The 16,291-nt window shown below is 59.6% G+C and carries 13 protein-coding genes; 7 read left to right on the forward strand and 6 right to left on the reverse strand.

What is annotated here, in order from left to right; all coding sequences use genetic code 11:
* Nucleotides 1-15 precede the first annotated feature (15 nt).
* Nucleotides 16-2,097 (forward strand): penicillin-binding protein 1C, encoded by a 2,082-nt coding sequence (gene pbpC / locus J2046_RS23935; RefSeq protein WP_210056161.1) that lies wholly within the window; start codon nucleotides 16-18, stop codon nucleotides 2,095-2,097.
* Here the strand turns inward: pbpC and J2046_RS23940 are convergent, their stop codons facing one another.
* From J2046_RS23940 to J2046_RS23960, 5 genes are all read right to left on the reverse strand, one after another.
* Nucleotides 2,098-2,943 carry a dipeptide ABC transporter ATP-binding protein gene (locus J2046_RS23940; protein WP_210056162.1) on the reverse strand — a complete coding sequence of 282 codons (846 nt, stop codon included), beginning with the start codon at nucleotides 2,941-2,943 and terminating at the stop codon, nucleotides 2,098-2,100.
* A complete protein-coding gene (locus tag J2046_RS23945) occupies nucleotides 2,940-3,797 on the reverse strand; it encodes an ABC transporter ATP-binding protein (protein WP_210056163.1) in 858 nt (285 codons plus the stop codon). Before J2046_RS23945 ends, J2046_RS23940 begins: the two co-directional genes overlap by 4 nt.
* Before the next feature lie 2 nt (nucleotides 3,798-3,799).
* The gene (locus J2046_RS23950; RefSeq protein ID WP_233470253.1) at nucleotides 3,800-4,705 is read right to left on the reverse strand and encodes an ABC transporter permease subunit; all 906 of its coding nucleotides are present in this window, start codon (nucleotides 4,703-4,705) and stop codon (nucleotides 3,800-3,802) included.
* A gap of 27 nt (nucleotides 4,706-4,732) precedes the next feature.
* Nucleotides 4,733-5,737, reverse strand: a complete 1,005-nt coding sequence (locus J2046_RS23955) for an ABC transporter permease subunit (RefSeq protein WP_037156546.1) — start codon at nucleotides 5,735-5,737, stop codon at nucleotides 4,733-4,735.
* A 159-nt stretch (nucleotides 5,738-5,896) separates the two neighbouring features.
* Nucleotides 5,897-7,492 carry an ABC transporter substrate-binding protein gene (locus J2046_RS23960; RefSeq protein ID WP_210056166.1) on the reverse strand — a complete coding sequence of 532 codons (1,596 nt, stop codon included), beginning with the start codon at nucleotides 7,490-7,492 and terminating at the stop codon, nucleotides 5,897-5,899.
* 519 nt (nucleotides 7,493-8,011) lie between these two features.
* Here J2046_RS23960 and J2046_RS23965 point away from each other — a divergent pair.
* The 6 genes from J2046_RS23965 to J2046_RS23990 all read left to right on the forward strand — a co-directional run bounded on the left by J2046_RS23965 (nucleotide 8,012) and on the right by J2046_RS23990 (nucleotide 14,757).
* Nucleotides 8,012-9,445 (forward strand): M20 family metallopeptidase, encoded by a 1,434-nt coding sequence (locus J2046_RS23965; protein ID WP_210056168.1) that lies wholly within the window; start codon nucleotides 8,012-8,014, stop codon nucleotides 9,443-9,445.
* 133 nt (nucleotides 9,446-9,578) lie between these two features.
* Complete coding sequence (locus J2046_RS23970; protein WP_210056170.1) at nucleotides 9,579-10,934, forward strand: aspartate aminotransferase family protein; 1,356 nt, start codon at nucleotides 9,579-9,581, stop codon at nucleotides 10,932-10,934.
* Nucleotides 10,935-11,011: 77 nt separating this feature from the next.
* A complete protein-coding gene (locus J2046_RS23975) occupies nucleotides 11,012-12,472 on the forward strand; it encodes a phospholipase D-like domain-containing protein (protein WP_210056172.1) in 1,461 nt (486 codons plus the stop codon).
* 73 nt (nucleotides 12,473-12,545) lie between these two features.
* Entirely contained in the window at nucleotides 12,546-13,376 is an 831-nt protein-coding gene (locus J2046_RS23980; protein ID WP_210056173.1) for an endonuclease/exonuclease/phosphatase family protein, read from the forward strand.
* Nucleotides 13,377-13,463: 87 nt separating this feature from the next.
* The gene (locus J2046_RS23985; RefSeq protein WP_210056176.1) at nucleotides 13,464-14,438 is read left to right on the forward strand and encodes a threonine ammonia-lyase; all 975 of its coding nucleotides are present in this window, start codon (nucleotides 13,464-13,466) and stop codon (nucleotides 14,436-14,438) included.
* A 175-nt stretch (nucleotides 14,439-14,613) separates the two neighbouring features.
* On the forward strand, nucleotides 14,614-14,757 hold the full coding sequence (locus J2046_RS23990; protein WP_210056178.1) for a hypothetical protein: 144 nt from the start codon (nucleotides 14,614-14,616) through the stop codon (nucleotides 14,755-14,757).
* Nucleotides 14,758-14,831: 74 nt separating this feature from the next.
* Here J2046_RS23990 and J2046_RS23995 read toward each other — a convergent pair whose 3' ends face one another.
* Entirely contained in the window at nucleotides 14,832-15,995 is a 1,164-nt protein-coding gene (locus J2046_RS23995; protein WP_233470235.1) for a M20 aminoacylase family protein, read from the reverse strand.
* Nucleotides 15,996-16,291: the final 296 nt, after the last annotated feature.

Genomic DNA, 16,291 nt, shown 5'->3' on the forward strand with positions numbered 1-16,291 from the left:
CGGCGGCTCAATCCGATGAAGCGCAGGTGGAAATTCTCGATCGGTCTAGCCATCAGCCTCGCCGCTGCGGCGGGGCTGATAGTCGGCCTTGACGCAGCCGACAGGGCCTTTCCGCCGCCGCTTGAAAAGGCGCAGGTCGTTTCGCCAGAAGTGCTTGACGCCGATGGCGACCTGTTGCGGGCCTTCGCGACGCCGGAAGGGCGCTGGCGGCTGAAGACGACGACTGAAGATGTCGATCCGCGTTTCCTGAAGATGCTGATTGCCTATGAGGACCAGCGTTTCCACAGCCATTCGGGCATTGATCCTCTGGCGCTCGGCCGTGCAGCATTACAATTCGTCACCAACGGACGGATCGTCTCCGGCGCTTCCACGCTTTCCATGCAGGTGGCGCGGCTGATCGAGCCGCGCGAGACCCGTTCCGTCTCCGCCAAGCTGCTGCAGCTTGTCCGCGCCCTTCAGATCGAGAGGCGACTGAGCAAGGAGCAAATCCTCGAGCTTTATCTCACGCATGCGCCCTATGGCGGCAATCTGGAAGGGGTGCGCGCAGCCAGCCTTGCCTATTTCGGCAAAGAGCCACGCCGCCTGTCGGTGGCAGAGGCGGCGCTTCTGGTAGCATTGCCGCAATCGCCGGAAGTCCGGCGACCGGACCGGCATGTCAACGCCGCCAAAGTGGCGCGCGAGCGGGTGCTGATGAGATCGGCCGTCGTGGATGTGTTGGGAGATGGCGAGGCAGAACGGGCCGCGGGTGATGCGATCCCGACGCGGCGCCTGCAGTTGCCGGCCTATGCCGCGCATCTCGCCGAAGCGGCGGTCCGCAGACAGCCGAAGGCCCAAGAATACAAGACGACGCTCAAGCGCAGCATTCAGCAGGGGCTGGAACAGGTCGCCCGCGAGGCGGCGACAAAGCTCGCGCCAAAAATTTCGCTCGCAATGGTGATGGCCGACGCGACGACCGGCGCGATCGTCGGCGAAGTGGGATCGGCCGATTATTTCGATGCTAGCCGCTCCGGCTGGATCGATATGACGCGTGTCTACCGCTCGCCAGGCTCGACGCTGAAGCCTTTCATTTATGGCCTTGCCTTCGAACAGGGCCTTGTCAGCCAGGAGACGATTATCGAAGACAGGCCAGCGGATTTTTTCGGTTACAGGCCAAAGAACTTCGATATGAGTTATCAGGGCGATGTAAGTGTCCGGCAGGCTTTGCAACTGTCGCTCAACGTGCCGGCAGTGCGACTGCTCGATGCGGTCGGGCCATCGCGGTTGATGATCCGCTTCCGTCGCGCCGAGGTGCGCCCGGTTCTGCCGCCCAACGAGGCGCCAGGGTTAGCAATCGGGTTGGGTGGAGTGGGCATCACGCTCAAGGATCTGGTGCAGGCTTATGCAGCGCTTGCCAATCGGGGCATTCCGGTCAGGGTCGGCAACGGTATCAAGGATCAGCCTGGCGCGATCGAAGGTGAGCCGCTGCTGGAGCCGCAGGCGGTTTGGAATGTTGCGGATATCCTCTCGGACGTCCTGCCGCCGCAAGGAAGCCGCAGGCTCGGCATCGCTTACAAGACGGGCACGAGCTACGGCTATCGCGATGCCTGGTCGGTCGGGTTCGACGGGCGCTATGTGCTGGGCGTGTGGGTCGGCCGACCGGACAATGGCGCGGTGCCAGGTATCGCCGGTTATCAGACGGCGGCACCCATCCTCTTTGAAGCGTTTTCGAAATCCGACGTGCCGATCACGCCTTTGCCGCCCGCGCCCGCGGGCGCCATACGGCTTGCGCAGTCCGACCTGCCAATCAGCCAGCGGCGTTTCTCGATGACGGCGAATGGTCTCATTTCCGCATCCGCGCGGGAACCGGCGCCGCAGATCGTTTATCCGCCCGAAGGAGCGCGGGTCGACCTAGGCGCCCAAACCGGGGAAATCTCGCCACTGGTGCTGAAACTGCAAGGCGGGCGGGCGCCTTTCCGCTGGCTCGCCAACGGCAGGCCGCTTAGCGATATTTCCCGCCGCCGTACCAACGAATGGACGCCCGACGGCGCCGGCTATTCGACGCTGACGGTGATCGACGCTGCCGGCCGTGCCGCCAGCGTCAGAGTCTTTGTCGAGTAGTCAGGCGACGGCTTTTGCCGCGTTCTTCCTGGCAATGCGGGCGCGGATGGATTCGATATCCGCGCGGGGCGTCGCGGCAAACAGCGTGCGTGTATATTCGTGCTTCGGGTCCGAGAAAACCTCGTCTCGGGTGCCATACTCCACCGCTTCGCCAAAATACATCACCATCACTTCATCCGCGATATAACGCACCACAGAAAGGTCGTGGCTGATGAAAACGTAGGTGAGGCCGAATTCGTCCTGCAGGTCGGCAAGCAGGTTCAAAACCTGGGCCTGTACCGAAAGGTCGAGTGCCGAAACCGGCTCGTCCAGCACCAGCAGCTTCGGGTTCATCATCAGCGCGCGGGCAATGGCGATGCGCTGGCGCTGGCCGCCCGAGAACATGTGCGGGTAGCGGTTGTAGTGCTCCGGGCCAAGACCGACCTTCTTCAGCATCTCGTTGGCGCGATGCCGTCGTTCCTCCGCCGACATGCCGGTATTGATCGCCAGCGGTTCGCCGAGCACGTCGCCGATCTTCTGGCGCGGGTTGAGCGAGCCATAGGGGTTCTGAAAGACGATCTGCACCTTCTGGCGCATTTCCTGAGTCAGGTGGCCGGGACGCGTATCGACCTTCTTGCCGTCGATCAGCAGATCACCGGAGGTCGGCTCGTCGATGAAAGTTATCATGCGGGCGAGTGTCGACTTGCCGCAGCCGGATTCGCCGACGATCGCAAGCGTCTTGCCACGCTCCAGCTTGAACGAGACGCCTTTGACTGCATGGATGATCTTCTTCGGCTTGAAGAGGCCACCCGGCAATTCGTAATCGCGCTTGATATCGCGCACTTCGAGCATGGTGTTTTCAGTCATGCGCTTACTCCCGGAGTTGGTTCCGGATTACCGTCGAAAAAGGCGGAAACGGTGGTCAGACGGTCGCCGGTGGCATTTTCCGGCAATGCCGCCAGCAACGCCTTCGTATAGTTGCTCTTCGGGCTTTCGAAGAGGGAAAGCACGTCGGCCTCCTCCATCTTGCGGCCCTTGTACTGCACGACGACGCGGTCGGCGGTCTCGGCTACGACACCCATGTCGTGGGTGATCATGATCAGGCCCATGCCGTTCTTGGCCTGCAGCGACATGATGAGGTCGAGGATCTGCTTCTGGATCGTCACGTCGAGCGCGGTGGTCGGCTCGTCGGCGATCAGGAGCTTGGGATTGCAGGCGATCGCGATCGCGATCATCACGCGCTGGCACTGGCCGCCGGACATCTGGTGCGGAAAGTGGTTCAGCCGCTCTTCCGGATTGGGCAGACCCACCTGCTTGAACAGCTCGATTGCACGAGCACGGCGTTCCTTTTTGTCGAGGCCGAGATGGATGCGCAATACTTCCTCGATCTGGAAGCCGACCGTGAAGCACGGGTTCAGGCTGGCGATCGGCTCCTGAAAGATCATCGCGATATCCTTGCCGATCAGCTTGCGGCGCTCAGCCGGGCTGATTTTCTGAATGTCGCGGCCTTCGAAAAGCATCTGGTCCGCTGTAATCTTCGCGGTCCAGGGGAGAAGCCCCATGACGGCAAGCATGGCGACGGATTTCCCCGAGCCGGATTCGCCGACGATGGCGAGAACTTCGCCCTTCTCGACGGACATGGAAACGCCGTCAACGGCCTTGAACCAGCCGGTTGCGGTTTCGAACTCGACGGTGAGATTGTCGATTTGCAGAAGCGCCATGTTCAGGACCTCTTCAGTTTCGGGTCGAGCGCATCGCGCAGACCGTCGCCCATCAGATTGATGGCAAGGACGGTGATGAGGATAGCGAGGCCGGGGAAGGTGACCACCCACCAAGCGCGCAGGATGAATTCCCGTGCCTCGGCAAGCATCGTGCCCCATTCCGGGGCCGGCGGCTGAGCGCCCATTCCGAGGAAGCCGAGAGCGGCTGCATCAAGGATGGCGTTCGAGAAGGAAAGCGTCGCCTGGACGATCAGCGGCGCCGTGCAGTTCGGCAGGATGGTGCGGAACATCAGGCGCAACGGTCCTGCGCCGGCAAGGCGGGCGGCCGTCACGTAGTCGCGAGTTTTCTCAGCCATGACCGCTGCACGGGTCAGGCGCACGAAATGCGGCTGCAGGGTGAGCGCAATCGCAATCATGCCGTTCGTCAGGCTGGGGCCGAGGATCGCGACGAGCACGAGCGCCAGCAGCAGCGACGGGAAGGCGAGGATGATGTCCATCAGGCGCATGATGACGGTATCCACCCAGCCGCGGTAATATCCGGCAATGAGGCCGACCAGAATGCCGCCGGTCAGCGACAGCGTCGTCACGAAGACGCCGATGAAGAGCGAATATTGCGCGCCGTAGATCAGGCGCGAGAGGATGTCGCGGCCAACCGGATCGGTGCCGAGCAGGTAGCCGGCACGTCCGCCTTCGGTCCAGATTGGCGGCACAAGAACCGCGTCGCGATACTGTTCGAAAGGCGAATGGGGTGCGATGAGAGGCGCAAGAACAGCGACGACAACGAGCAGAAGGAAAACGAAGAGTCCAATGACGGCGCCACGATTTTCCGAGAAATAGAACCAGAATTCCTTTAGCATCTGGCGGCGCAGCGCAGCGCTGGACACTGGTTCAGGCGCCTTGTCGACCATGATATCGGCCATGGGATTTTCTCCTTCTTAGTGCCGGATACGGGGATTGATCAGGCCGTAGAGCAGGTCAACGATGAGGTTGACGAGCATGATGATGCCCGCGATCAGCAGCAACCCGCCTTGGATAACCGGATAGTCCCGGCGGAAGACACTGTCGACCATCCACTTGCCGATACCCGGCCAGGAGAAGATCGTTTCGGTGAGAATGGCACCCGCGAGCATGACGCCAATCTGCAGGCCAATCGTGGTGATGACCGGGATCATGGCGTTGCGCAATGCATGAATGCCGACGACACGGAAGGGCGATAGGCCTTTCGCGCGGGCGGTGCGAACGTAATCTTCCGACAGGACTTCCAGCATGGCCGAACGCGTCTGGCGGGCGATGACCGCGAGAGGAATGGTCGCCAGCACGATCGAGGGAAGTGCGAGATGGCTCAGCGCAGAGGCGAAGGCGCCTTTCTGGCCGGAGAGCAGCGAGTCGATCAGCATGAAGCCGGTGACCGGCGGGAAGAAGAACATCAGCGAGATCCGGCCGGAGACCGGAAACCACTGCAGGATGCCAGAAAAGAAGATGATGAGCAGGAGGCCCCACCAGAAGATCGGCATCGAATAGCCCACGAGGGCCACGCCCATCAGCGCCTGATCGAAAAACGATCCACGCTTGATCGCCGCGATCACACCTGCCGGGATACCGAGTGCGACAGCGATGATGATCGCACAGAGCGAAAGCTCGACCGTGGCGGGAAAGAGCGCGAGGAACTGGTCGAGAATCGGTTTCTTCGAAACGATGGAAGAGCCGAAGTCGCCGGTCAGAACGCCTCCGAGATAATCCAGGTATTGAATTACCATTGGCCGGTCGAGGCCGAGCTGCTGACTGATCAACGCATGGCGCTCCGGCGACATGACGCGCTCGCCCGAGAGCAATGCGACGGGATCGCCTGGCAGCAATCGGATAAACGAAAAGGCGATAATCGAGACCCCGATGAAGGTCGGGATCAACACGGCAAGACGCCGCAACAGGAAGCCAAACATTCTAAACCTTCGATGGTTTTTCGGTCTTGGCCGATTCATGGGCTTGTCAAGCCACGAAAGCGGCAATTGAGGCGTCTTCGCCACATTTTTCGGCGTCTCATAAGAAAATGCCGCGGGAAACGCAACGCATCCCGCGGCAAAAATATCGTGAGCGTCTAATTATTCGGCGATATCGACGGCTTCGAAGGTAAAGTCGCCAAGCGGGCTCTGGGTAAAGCCGGTGACACCCTTGCGCATCGGAACGACGGAAAGGGAGTGATCGAGTGTTGCCCAGGGAGCTTCTTTCTTGAAGACGGTCTGAGCCTGTTCGTAGAGTTTGGTGCGCTCGGACTGATCAGACGCGACCTTGGCCTTCTTCACCAGATCGTCGAACTCCTTGTTGCACCACTGAGCACGGTTGTTGCCGCCGACGGCATTGCAGCCCAGCAACGTGTCGAGGAAGTTGTCCGGATCGCCGTTGTCGCCGGTCCAGCCGAGGATAACGGCACCGTCACGATCCTTGGCCTTGGAGCGATCCAGGTATTCAGCCCATTCGTAGGACACGATCTCGACCTTGACGCCGATCTTGGCAAAATCGTCCTGGATGATCTCGGCAGCGCGGCGGGCATTCAGCATGTAAGGGCGCGAAACCGGCATCGCCCAGACCTTCATGGAGAGGTCCTTGACGCCGGCATCAGCCAGCATCTTCTTGGCCGCGTCGAGGTCATACGCATCATCCTGAGTGGATTCGTTGTAGGACCACATGGTCGGCGGGATCGGGTTTTTAGCGGGCGTTGCCATGCCCTGGAAGACGGCGTCGACGATCGCCTTCTTGTTGATCGCCTTGTTGAGCGCCTTGCGGACTTCGACCTTGTCGAAGGGAGCCTGGGTGGTGTTGTAGGCGAGATAAGCTACGTTCAGGCCTTCCTGTTCCAGCACGGTCAGATTCGGATTGGTCTTCATGGACTGGACGTCGGCGGCGTTCGGATACGGCATCAGGTGGCATTCGCCGGCCTGCAGTTTCTGGTACCGAACGGCTGCATCAGTCGTGATCGCGAAAACGAGATCATCGATCTTCGGCGCCGGACCCCAGTAATCGGGGTTTTTCTTGTAACGGATGACCGCGTCCTGCTGATAGCCAACGAAGACGAACGGGCCGGTGCCGACCGGCATCTGGTTGAGCTGCTCCTTTTTGCCGGCCGTGTCGAGGCTGTCGGCATATTCCTTCGACATGATCGAAGCAAAGGGCATGGCGAGGTTGGCGAGGAACGGGGCTTCCGGCTTGTTCAGCGTGAACTTCACCGTGAGGTCGTCAACCTTCTCGACGGACTTGATGAGCTCCGGGAAACCCATGCCGGCAGCATATTCCCAGGCTGCGCCGGGGATATACTGATTCCACGCATTCTTCGCATCAATCTGACGACCGATGGAGAAGACGACGTCATCGGCATTCAGGGTGCGGGAGGGCGTGAAGAAGTCGGTCGTCTGGAACTTCACGTTCTGCCGCAGTTTGAAGGTATAGACGGTGCCATCCTGCGAAATTTCCCAGCTTTCCGCGAGGCCTGGTTCCGGCTGCGTCGTGCCCGGCTTGAACTCGAGCAGACGGTTGTAGATGGGATGAGCGGAAGCGTCGAAGGTCGTGCCGGCGGTGTAAAGGCCAGGATCGAAACCTTCCGGAGAACCTTCGGAGCAGTAAACGAAGGTCTTGGCGCTGGCTGCACTGGCAAAGAACGTTGCCGACAGAAGTGCTGCGGCAAGGGTGAGCTTGTATTTCATATCGGTCTCCCTGTGACCTCTGGCCGGTTGCCCGACCCGGTTGATTCGTGTCGTTAGAATGATGCGCCGCAGGGCGCTTCAAGCTTGATATTCTTGTTATTCACCTCCCGGTCGGCGAAACTTGCCGTCGCCCATTACAGTAATTTCTCCTGACGACCTGCCCCAGCTTGCGCCGTGCATCTCCACCTTGGTCGCCTTTGGCATCGATCGGGATCGCCCGTATCGAATTCCGCTTGCATTTCATTTTTTAGAAAAATTTCCACAAATTTGGCAAAATCCCCGTATGTTCTTATTATTTTAGATCCATTCCTTGGATTTTCGGCGGGCTGCGGCGCGAGAGCATAGCGATTATGATCTCGTTGTCGAGATGCTAAAATTCGCATGCCGATCACATCCGCTTTTCCAATGCCTCATCTTTCCGTAGCGTCAATTTTGCTGCGTCGCCGCATTGTCATCGAGCCAAAATGGAGTACGGTTCGGGCCTCCCAGAGGCATAGGCGTATCGAGGCAACGATTTTTATGACGACAGGCAATTCCAATCTCCCGCTCGTTTGGGATTTCATAGACCGCAAGACGGAAGTGTTCACCGATCTTGCGGACCGTGTCTGGGAGACGCCGGAAACTTGCTACATGGAGAAGCTTTCCGCCGCCGCGCACCGCGAAATGCTGGAGGCGCAAGGTTTTCGGATCACGGAAAATGTGGCCGGCATCCCGACCGCTCTCATCGGCGAAGCGGGCGAGGGCGGGCCGGTGATCGCGTTCCTCGGCGAGTACGATGCCCTGGCCGGCCTCAGTCAAAAGGCGGGCGCGGTTCAACAAGAGCCGCTGATCCCCGGCGCAAATGGTCACGGCTGCGGCCATAACCTCCTCGGCTCGGCTTCGCTGCTTGCGGCGACCGCGCTCAAGGATTGGTTGGAAATGACTGGCACGCCCGGTCGGGTGCGTTACTACGGCTGCCCGGCCGAGGAAGGGGGCGCCGCCAAGGCCTTCATGGTGCGTGCAGGTGCCTTCGAGGATGTCGACATTGCGATAAGCTGGCATCCGAGCAATTTCGCCGGAGTGCAGCGGGAAACCTCGCTCGCCAATTGCCGTATCGATTTCACTTTCACAGGTAGGGCAGCGCATGCTTCGGCCGTGCCGGAGCTTGGCCGCAGCGCGCTCGATGCCGTTGAATTGATGAATGTCGGTGTCAATTATATGCGCGAGCACATGCCTTCCGATTGCCGCATCCACTATGCGGTCCTCGATACCGGCGGCATTTCGCCGAACGTGGTGCAGGCGCATGCCAAGGTTCGTTATGTTGTCCGTGCGCCGGAACTGCCGGGCCTTCTGGCGTTGATCGAACGTGTGAAGAAGATCGCCGAGGGAGCGGCGCTGATGACCGAGACCAAGGTCGAGAGCACGATTCTGGCAGGCGTTTCCAACCTCATCGTCAACAAGCCGCTGATGGATGCGATGCAGGACATCTGGGACAGCATGGGACCACCGCCTTTCGATGAAGCCGATGTCTCGTTCGCCGAGAAGATCCGCGCGACTCTGACACCGGAGGATATTGCCGCGAGCTGGAATCAGGAACGCCTCGAGCCAAGGGATATCCCGCTGGCGGACTTCGTCCTGCCAGCTCACAACGAGGTAAGGCAAATGGGCGGGTCGACGGATGTCGGAGATGTGAGCTGGGTCGTGCCGACCGTGCAGGCCTACGGTGCGACGCTTGCCGTCGGCACCCAGCTTCACACCTGGCAGGTGGTGGCGCAGGGGCAGAGCGCGCTTGCCCACAAGGGCATGGTTTCCGCCGCCAAGGCAATGGCTGCGACCGGCCTTGTGGCAATCGAAAGCGAACAGCTTCGTGAAGCCGCCTGGGTGGATCTCAAGAAGCGCCGCAAGGGTCAGGAATACACCAGTCCCATTCCGCCCGGCGCCGAGCCGCCCGTGGCGGCGATGACGGTCAAATGACCAAATGCGCTGATTGACACGTCAATTATTTTGAACGGTGTTCGGCTTGAACGCGGCGATTTGGGCTGTCCAATCTCGCCGTTTCCGCCTATGAAATTTATATGCGTTCCGCATGTTTCACAGGAGGTCCGTCGTGACTGTTCAGCCCAATTCCATCGAAGCCCGCGACAAGGCTTACCAGCTTCATTCCTACACCAATGCCCGGGTGCTGGAGCGTGACGGTTCACTGGTGATCGATCGCGGCGAGGGCGTCTATGTCTATGACAACAACGGCAACAAGTATATCGAGGCCATGGCCGGGCTGTGGAGCGTTGCGGTCGGCTTTGGCGAGAACCGTCTCGTCGAAGCGGCCGCCAAGCAGATGGCGAAGCTTCCATACTACCACACCTTCACGGCCCGCAGTCATGGTCCCTCCGTCGAACTGGCCGAGAAGCTGATACAGATGGCACCTGTGCCGATGTCCAAGGCCTATTTCACCAATTCAGGTTCCGAGGCCAATGACACTGCGATGAAGATGGTCTGGTATCGCTCGAATGCCTTGGGCAAACCGGAGAAGAAGAAAATCATCTCCCGTATCAAGGGCTATCATGGTGTGACGATCGCCAGTGCCAGCCTGACCGGCCTGCCGAACAACCATCGTTCCTTCGACCTGCCGCTACCGGGCATCTTCCATACGACCTGCCCGCACTATCGCGTCTTCAAGCAGGAAGGCGAGACCGAATCGGCCTTCGTAGAGCGTTGCGCGAAGGATCTCGAGGATCTGGTTCTGCGGGAAGGTCCGGAGACGGTTGCGGCCTTCATCGGCGAACCGGTCATGGGGGCCGGCGGCGTCATCGTGCCGCCCGCGGGCTATTGGGAAGCGATCCAGAAGGTACTGAAAAAATATGACATCCTCTTCATCGCCGACGAAGTGATCTGCGGCTTCGGTCGCACCGGCAAGATGTTCGCCACCGAGACTTTTTCGCTAGAACCGGACATCATCACCGTCTCCAAACAGATTTCGTCGTCCTATCAGCCGATCTCAGCGCTGCTGATCAACGAGAAGGTTTACCAGCCACTTGCCGACGAATCGGCGAATATCGGCACATTCGGCCATGGGGTGACGGCGGCCGGCCATCCGGTTGCCGCGGCCGTGGCTCTGGAGAACATCGCGATCATCGAGGAGCGCGATCTTGTCGGCAACGTGCGGGCGTTGGCACCGAAATTCCAGAGCCGTCTGAGGGCAATGGAAAGCCATCCTCTGGCGATCGAGGCCCGCGGCACAGGTCTGATCGGTGCCTTGGAACTCAAGCCGCGCGACGGGTTCGCCGCCGGCGAGCTTGGCCCGAAGCTGCTTGCAGTCATGCTGGAAAAAGGGCTCATCTCGCGCGCCATCGGCGACTCGCTGGCGCTTTGCCCGCCGATGATAATTAATGAGAGCCAAGTGGATGCGGTCTTCGACCTATTCGAAGCCTCGCTCGACGCTTTCCAGAAGCAGCTCTCTGCCTGACAGTCTTTCGGAGCCGGACTTAAGGTCACTGTTCGGCTCCGATTGCGCAAAATGCGCGCGCGCCTATATTTCGCGTCATGCTTGAGCTCGCTGAGGCCTATTGGCCGCATATCCTCTTCACCATTTCGGTCCTGGCGGGAACGGCAGCGGCGATTCATGCCGCCATGACGAAAGAGGAGGTGCGTTCTGCGGTCGGTTGGGTCGGCATCATCGTCCTTTCCCCGATTGTCGGGGCGCTACTTTACCTGATCGCCGGTATCAATCGCATCCGCCGTACCGTCATCAGCGATCGTCGCGCGCTGCTCCAGGGGGATATCCGCGCTCATTTTGCTTCCTATGACGCTACCGATGATCTGGTGACCGGCCAATTCGGTTACAGGTTCCGAGCAATGAAAACACTTGGCGATCGTGTGACGCATCATCGCCTGACGACCAGCAACACGATCCTGGCGCTCGATACCGGCGACGAAGCTTATGGCGCGATGCTGGAGGCGATCGGCCAGGCGCAACGCAGCATCATCCTCGAGACTTATATCTTCGACCGCGACCGGATCGGGCAGCGATTTGCCGACGCGCTGATCGCGGCGGTAAAACGCGGTGCCGAAGTGCGCATTTTGATCGACGCCGTTGGCGCCCGGTATTCGGTGCCGAGTGTGCTCGGCATGCTTCGAGATGGCGGTGTCACGGTCGATGTCTTTAACGGCAACGTCATTATGGGGCTGCGATTGCCCTATGCGAATCTCAGGACCCACCGGAAAATCCTGGTCATCGACGGCAGGGTGGCTTTCACCGGCGGAATGAATATCCGCGAGGGCTTTTCGCGCGAATTCAGCCGCGACAAATGTTCCCTCGATACGCATTTCAAGATCACGGGGCCGGTCGTGGCCGATCTCTTCGCAATTGCCGCGGCTGATTGGCGATTTGCGACTGAGGAAATGCTGACCGGGGAACCCTGGGCGCTCGATCCGTCCGAAACGGAGCCAGGGAATCCGGTCTTCGTTCGGGCGGTTTCCTCCGGTCCCGACCGCAGCGTCGAGACGAATCACAAGATGCTGATGGGTGCTTTTTCCGTGGCGCGCTCCTCAATCCGGATCGTCTCGCCCTATTTCCTGCCGGACCGCGAGCTGATCACCGCACTGATTACTGCAGCACGGCGCGGTGTGGCAGTCGATATCGTCGTGCCCACCGCCAATAATCTCGTTCTGGTCGACCGTGCGATGACGGCGCAGTTTGACCAGATGCTGAAAAACTATTGCCGCATATGGCGTGCTTCGGGGCCTTTCGACCATTCCAAGCTGATGGCGATCGACGGATGTTGGGCCTATATCGGTTCCTCCAACCTCGATCCACGGTCGCTGCGGCTCAATTTCGAGGTGGATCTTGAAGTTTTCGACCGTCCTTTTGCCGAAGCGCTGGAACGAAGGATCGATCTGGCGATTTCTTCGGCGACCGAAGTGACGCTTGATGGATTGCAGTCCAGGTCCTTCCTTGTGCGGCTCATCGAGCGGGTGCTTTGGCTGGGTTCGCCTTATCTCTAGTGATGATGGGAAAAGCTGGATCGGCAAGCGGATTATCGTATAGTTTGTGTGTATGCGAATAGCCTTTCAGATCATGCGGGAAAAACGCCCAAATCTCTCAGCAAGCATTCTGGCATCCATCCGAGCTCACAAGAATCGGGGCGTGGGGGGGCATGAGCCCCATGATCGCAGCAAGGGCATGCTGATCGCCTCCTACAATGTCCATAAATGTGTTGGCGTCGACGGCAAGTTCGATCCTGCTCGAACCAGCCATGTGATCCGCGAAATCGGAGCCGATGTGCTCGCCCTCCAGGAAGCCGATACCCGGTTCGGCGAACGGCGGGGGTTGTTGGATCTTGCGTGGATGGAGCGGGAGACCGGGCTTTTCCCGGTCCCTGTCAACGGAGTCACCAAGGCTCATGGCTGGCATGGCAACGCGGTCTTCCTTCGCGAGGGCCTGGTCCGCGACGTGCACCAGGTGAAGTTGCCCGGGCTTGAGCCGCGTGGTGCGCTTATCACGGAACTCGAACTCAAGGACGGCAGCATGTTCCGTATCATTGCGGCGCATCTCGGCCTGCTCAACCGCTCGCGGCATCAGCAGGCGCGCGTCATTCTCGATTTCCTGAGTTCGCGCGAAGAGCAGCCGACCGTATTGATGGGCGATCTTAACGAATGGCGGCTGGGCGACCGGTCCTCGCTCAACACGCTTGCCTCCGTCTTCGGCTTGCCTGCCGCCGTACCGAGCTTTCCCTCTCGCTTGCCGGTTCTGGCGCTCGACCGGATCATGGCGAACCGCCCGGGGCTCATCGACGCCGTGAAGACCCATGATACGCCACTTGCACGGCTCGCCTCCGACCACCTGCCAATCAAGGCCGTGCTGAAGCTCGGCAAGCTGCCATTTGCCGAGGAGATAGAAACCGGCTGATGCTGTTGCTTCAATCTTTACGGCGGCCAAAGGCATCGATAGGGTTGCCAGCCGGTCTACCCTCTCTCCCCTCGACTGGATTTCCGCATGACTGATATCGCCATGATCGAAGCCGCCCGTGTCCGCCTCGATGGTCACGTGCGCCGAACACCGCTGCTTTCTTCTCCATTCCTGGACGAGATCGCCGGACGGCGCGTCTTTGTAAAGCCGGAATGCCTGCAGCATACGGGCTCTTTCAAATTTCGGGGTGCCTGGTCCGCGATTTCGGCGCTACCGACAGAGGTGCGCGCCAAAGGGGTGATTGCCTTTTCCTCCGGCAACCATGCACAGGGTGTCGCGCTAGCAGCCAGAATGCACGGTATTCCGAGCGTCATTGTCATGCCGTCCGACGCTCCCCGCATCAAGATCGAGAACACTCGCGCCTATGGCGCCGAGGTTGTGCTTTACGACCGAGCCAACGAGGATCGCGATGCAATCGGTGAGAGGCTATCGCGGGAGCGCGGTCTGACGCTGATCAAGCCTTTCGATGAGCCGCTGGTTATTGCCGGTCAGGGAACGACCGGTCTTGAAATTGCAGAGCAGGCCAAGGAAGAGGGGATCGGGAAGGCGGATGTTCTCGTGCCGACAGGTGGCGGCGGGTTCATTTCCGGCGTTGCGCTGGCACTCGAAGCCAAGGCACCGCAGTTCCGTGTCCATCCTTGCGAACCGCAGGACTTCGACGATGTGACGCGCTCTCTTGCATCCGGAAAGATCGAGCGGAATGCGGCGCAATCCGGTTCACTCTGCGATGCAATCATTACGCCTCAGCCGGGCGCCATCACATTTCCGATCATGTCGCGGCTCTGCGGCCCAGGTCTCGTCGTTACCGAGGACGAGGCGCTTCATGCGGTGGCGCTTGCCTTCAGCCGCCTGAAGATCGTGGTCGAGCCGGGTGGTGCCGTGGCGTTGGCGGCTGCTCTTTTTCATGGTGAGACACTGGGCGACACGGTGATTGCTGTGTGCTCCGGCGGCAATATCGACGTCGACGTCTTCCGCCTGGCGCTCGACAAGTTTCCTACCTAATTGCCGGTCGGCATGGCCGGGGTATAATAAACTGTTAACTCGTCAAAGCCGCCGTTAAGAAAAAAGGATTTTCTACGGCAAGCGGATCGGATGGAACATTATCTCTATCGAGTTAATCGTGATAAGTTAACATAAGGCTGCTCTGAAAGGGCAAACCAGAACCCGGGAGATATCCATGCAGCAAGCTCAGCATCAGACACGGTCTTTCCCAGTTCGCAACGCTGCCTTCACAAGCAAATGGCAGTGGGCCACCAATACGGCTCTGGTGATCGCAGCCTTCATCTTCGTCGGGGCAGTGACGCTCGGCCTGTTCCCCTAAGCTTCCGATCCTTTCAAGGATCACGCCATACGCCTCCCGTGCTCTACCGGCTCGGGAGGTGTTGCATTCCTAGGCTATTTCATCGGCAGATAGGCTTCGGCAAGTTCCACCCAGAAGCTCGTGCCGATCGGTAGCGCGTCATCGTTGAAATCGAATCGCGGATGATGCAGTGGCGGGTCGTTGTCACTGCGCTTGGTGCCGAGGAGAAAATAGGTCCCTGGTCGCTCTGCCAACATATAGGCAAAATCCTCGCTGCCCATCGATGGACGCGGCAAATCGACGACCTTTTCCTCGCCGAAGACCCGCTTGGCCAGATTGCGAACGAAAGCCGTTTCCGTCTGGTGGTTGATCGTCGCCTCATAGCCGCGTTTATAGTCTATCGTCACAGTCATGCCGTAACTTGCCGCCTGACCTTCGGCGATCATGCGAATGCGATTTTCCAGTTCATTGCGGACGATCGGATCGAAGGAGCGGATCGTCAGAACCATCTCCGCCCGCTCTGGAATCACGTTGCTGGCCGTGCCGGCATGAAAGGCTCCGACGGTAACAACCGTCGGATCGAGCGGATGAACGTTTCGCGAGGCGATTGTCTGCAGCGCCATGATGATGCTCGCGCCGCAGACGATCGGATCGGCGGTGTCCTGCGGCTCGGCGCCATGGCCGCCGCGGCCGTTGACGACGATGCGGCATTCGTCAACCGCCGCCATCATGGCGCCGTCCTTCACGCCGATCTGCCCGAAAGCCAGGCTCGGATCGTTATGCAGGCCGAAGACGGCATCACAAGGAAAGCGCTCGAAAAGGCCGTCGTCGATCATCAGCTTTGCCCCGCCGAAATTTTCCTCGGCTGGTTGGAAGATCAGGTGAATCGTGCCGTCGAAATTCTTCCGCTCCGCGAGGATCCTGGCGGCTCCCAGTAGCATGGCGGTGTGGCCGTCATGACCGCAGGCATGCATCAATCCCTTGTTCCTGCTGGCATACTCAACGCCGGTCTCCTCCTCGATTGGCAGCGCGTCGATATCGGCACGGATGGCGACGGCGCGATTGCTGACGCCATTCCTGAGTGTCGCGACGAGCCCGGTCTGGCCGAGGCCTCGGGTGACTTCGTAACCGAGTTCGACAAGCTGCTTGGCGATGAAATCAGCCGTGTTGAACTCCGAAAGTCCGAGCTCGGGATATTGATGAAGGTAGCGGCGGGTCGCTATCAGTTCGGCCATGTAATTGGAAAACTGGATCGTCATTTCTCAAAGTACCGGAATTTCGATTGGATTGTTTGCGGGCGAACCGAGGCCATATCCTTCCGCTCGACATATGAATAGCAGCGTGACGCGCCGGAGGTAACCTGCCGGCGATCAAATTTCACGCCATTCAAGGGCATCTAGAAGGAGAAATGCGTACATTGCATCTGTGGGGAAATTCCGAGCATTATCAATAGCCCGCTTCTGTTCAGCCTCTATTCAGGCTGCCCCGGCTAGAGGCGGAAGATGTGTCGATCCGCGAAAAGCGGGCGATAGATTTCGGTCAATCATTTGCAATA

Source organism: Neorhizobium petrolearium, from assembly GCF_017873175.1.
Classification (GTDB): domain Bacteria; phylum Pseudomonadota; class Alphaproteobacteria; order Rhizobiales; family Rhizobiaceae; genus Neorhizobium; species Neorhizobium petrolearium.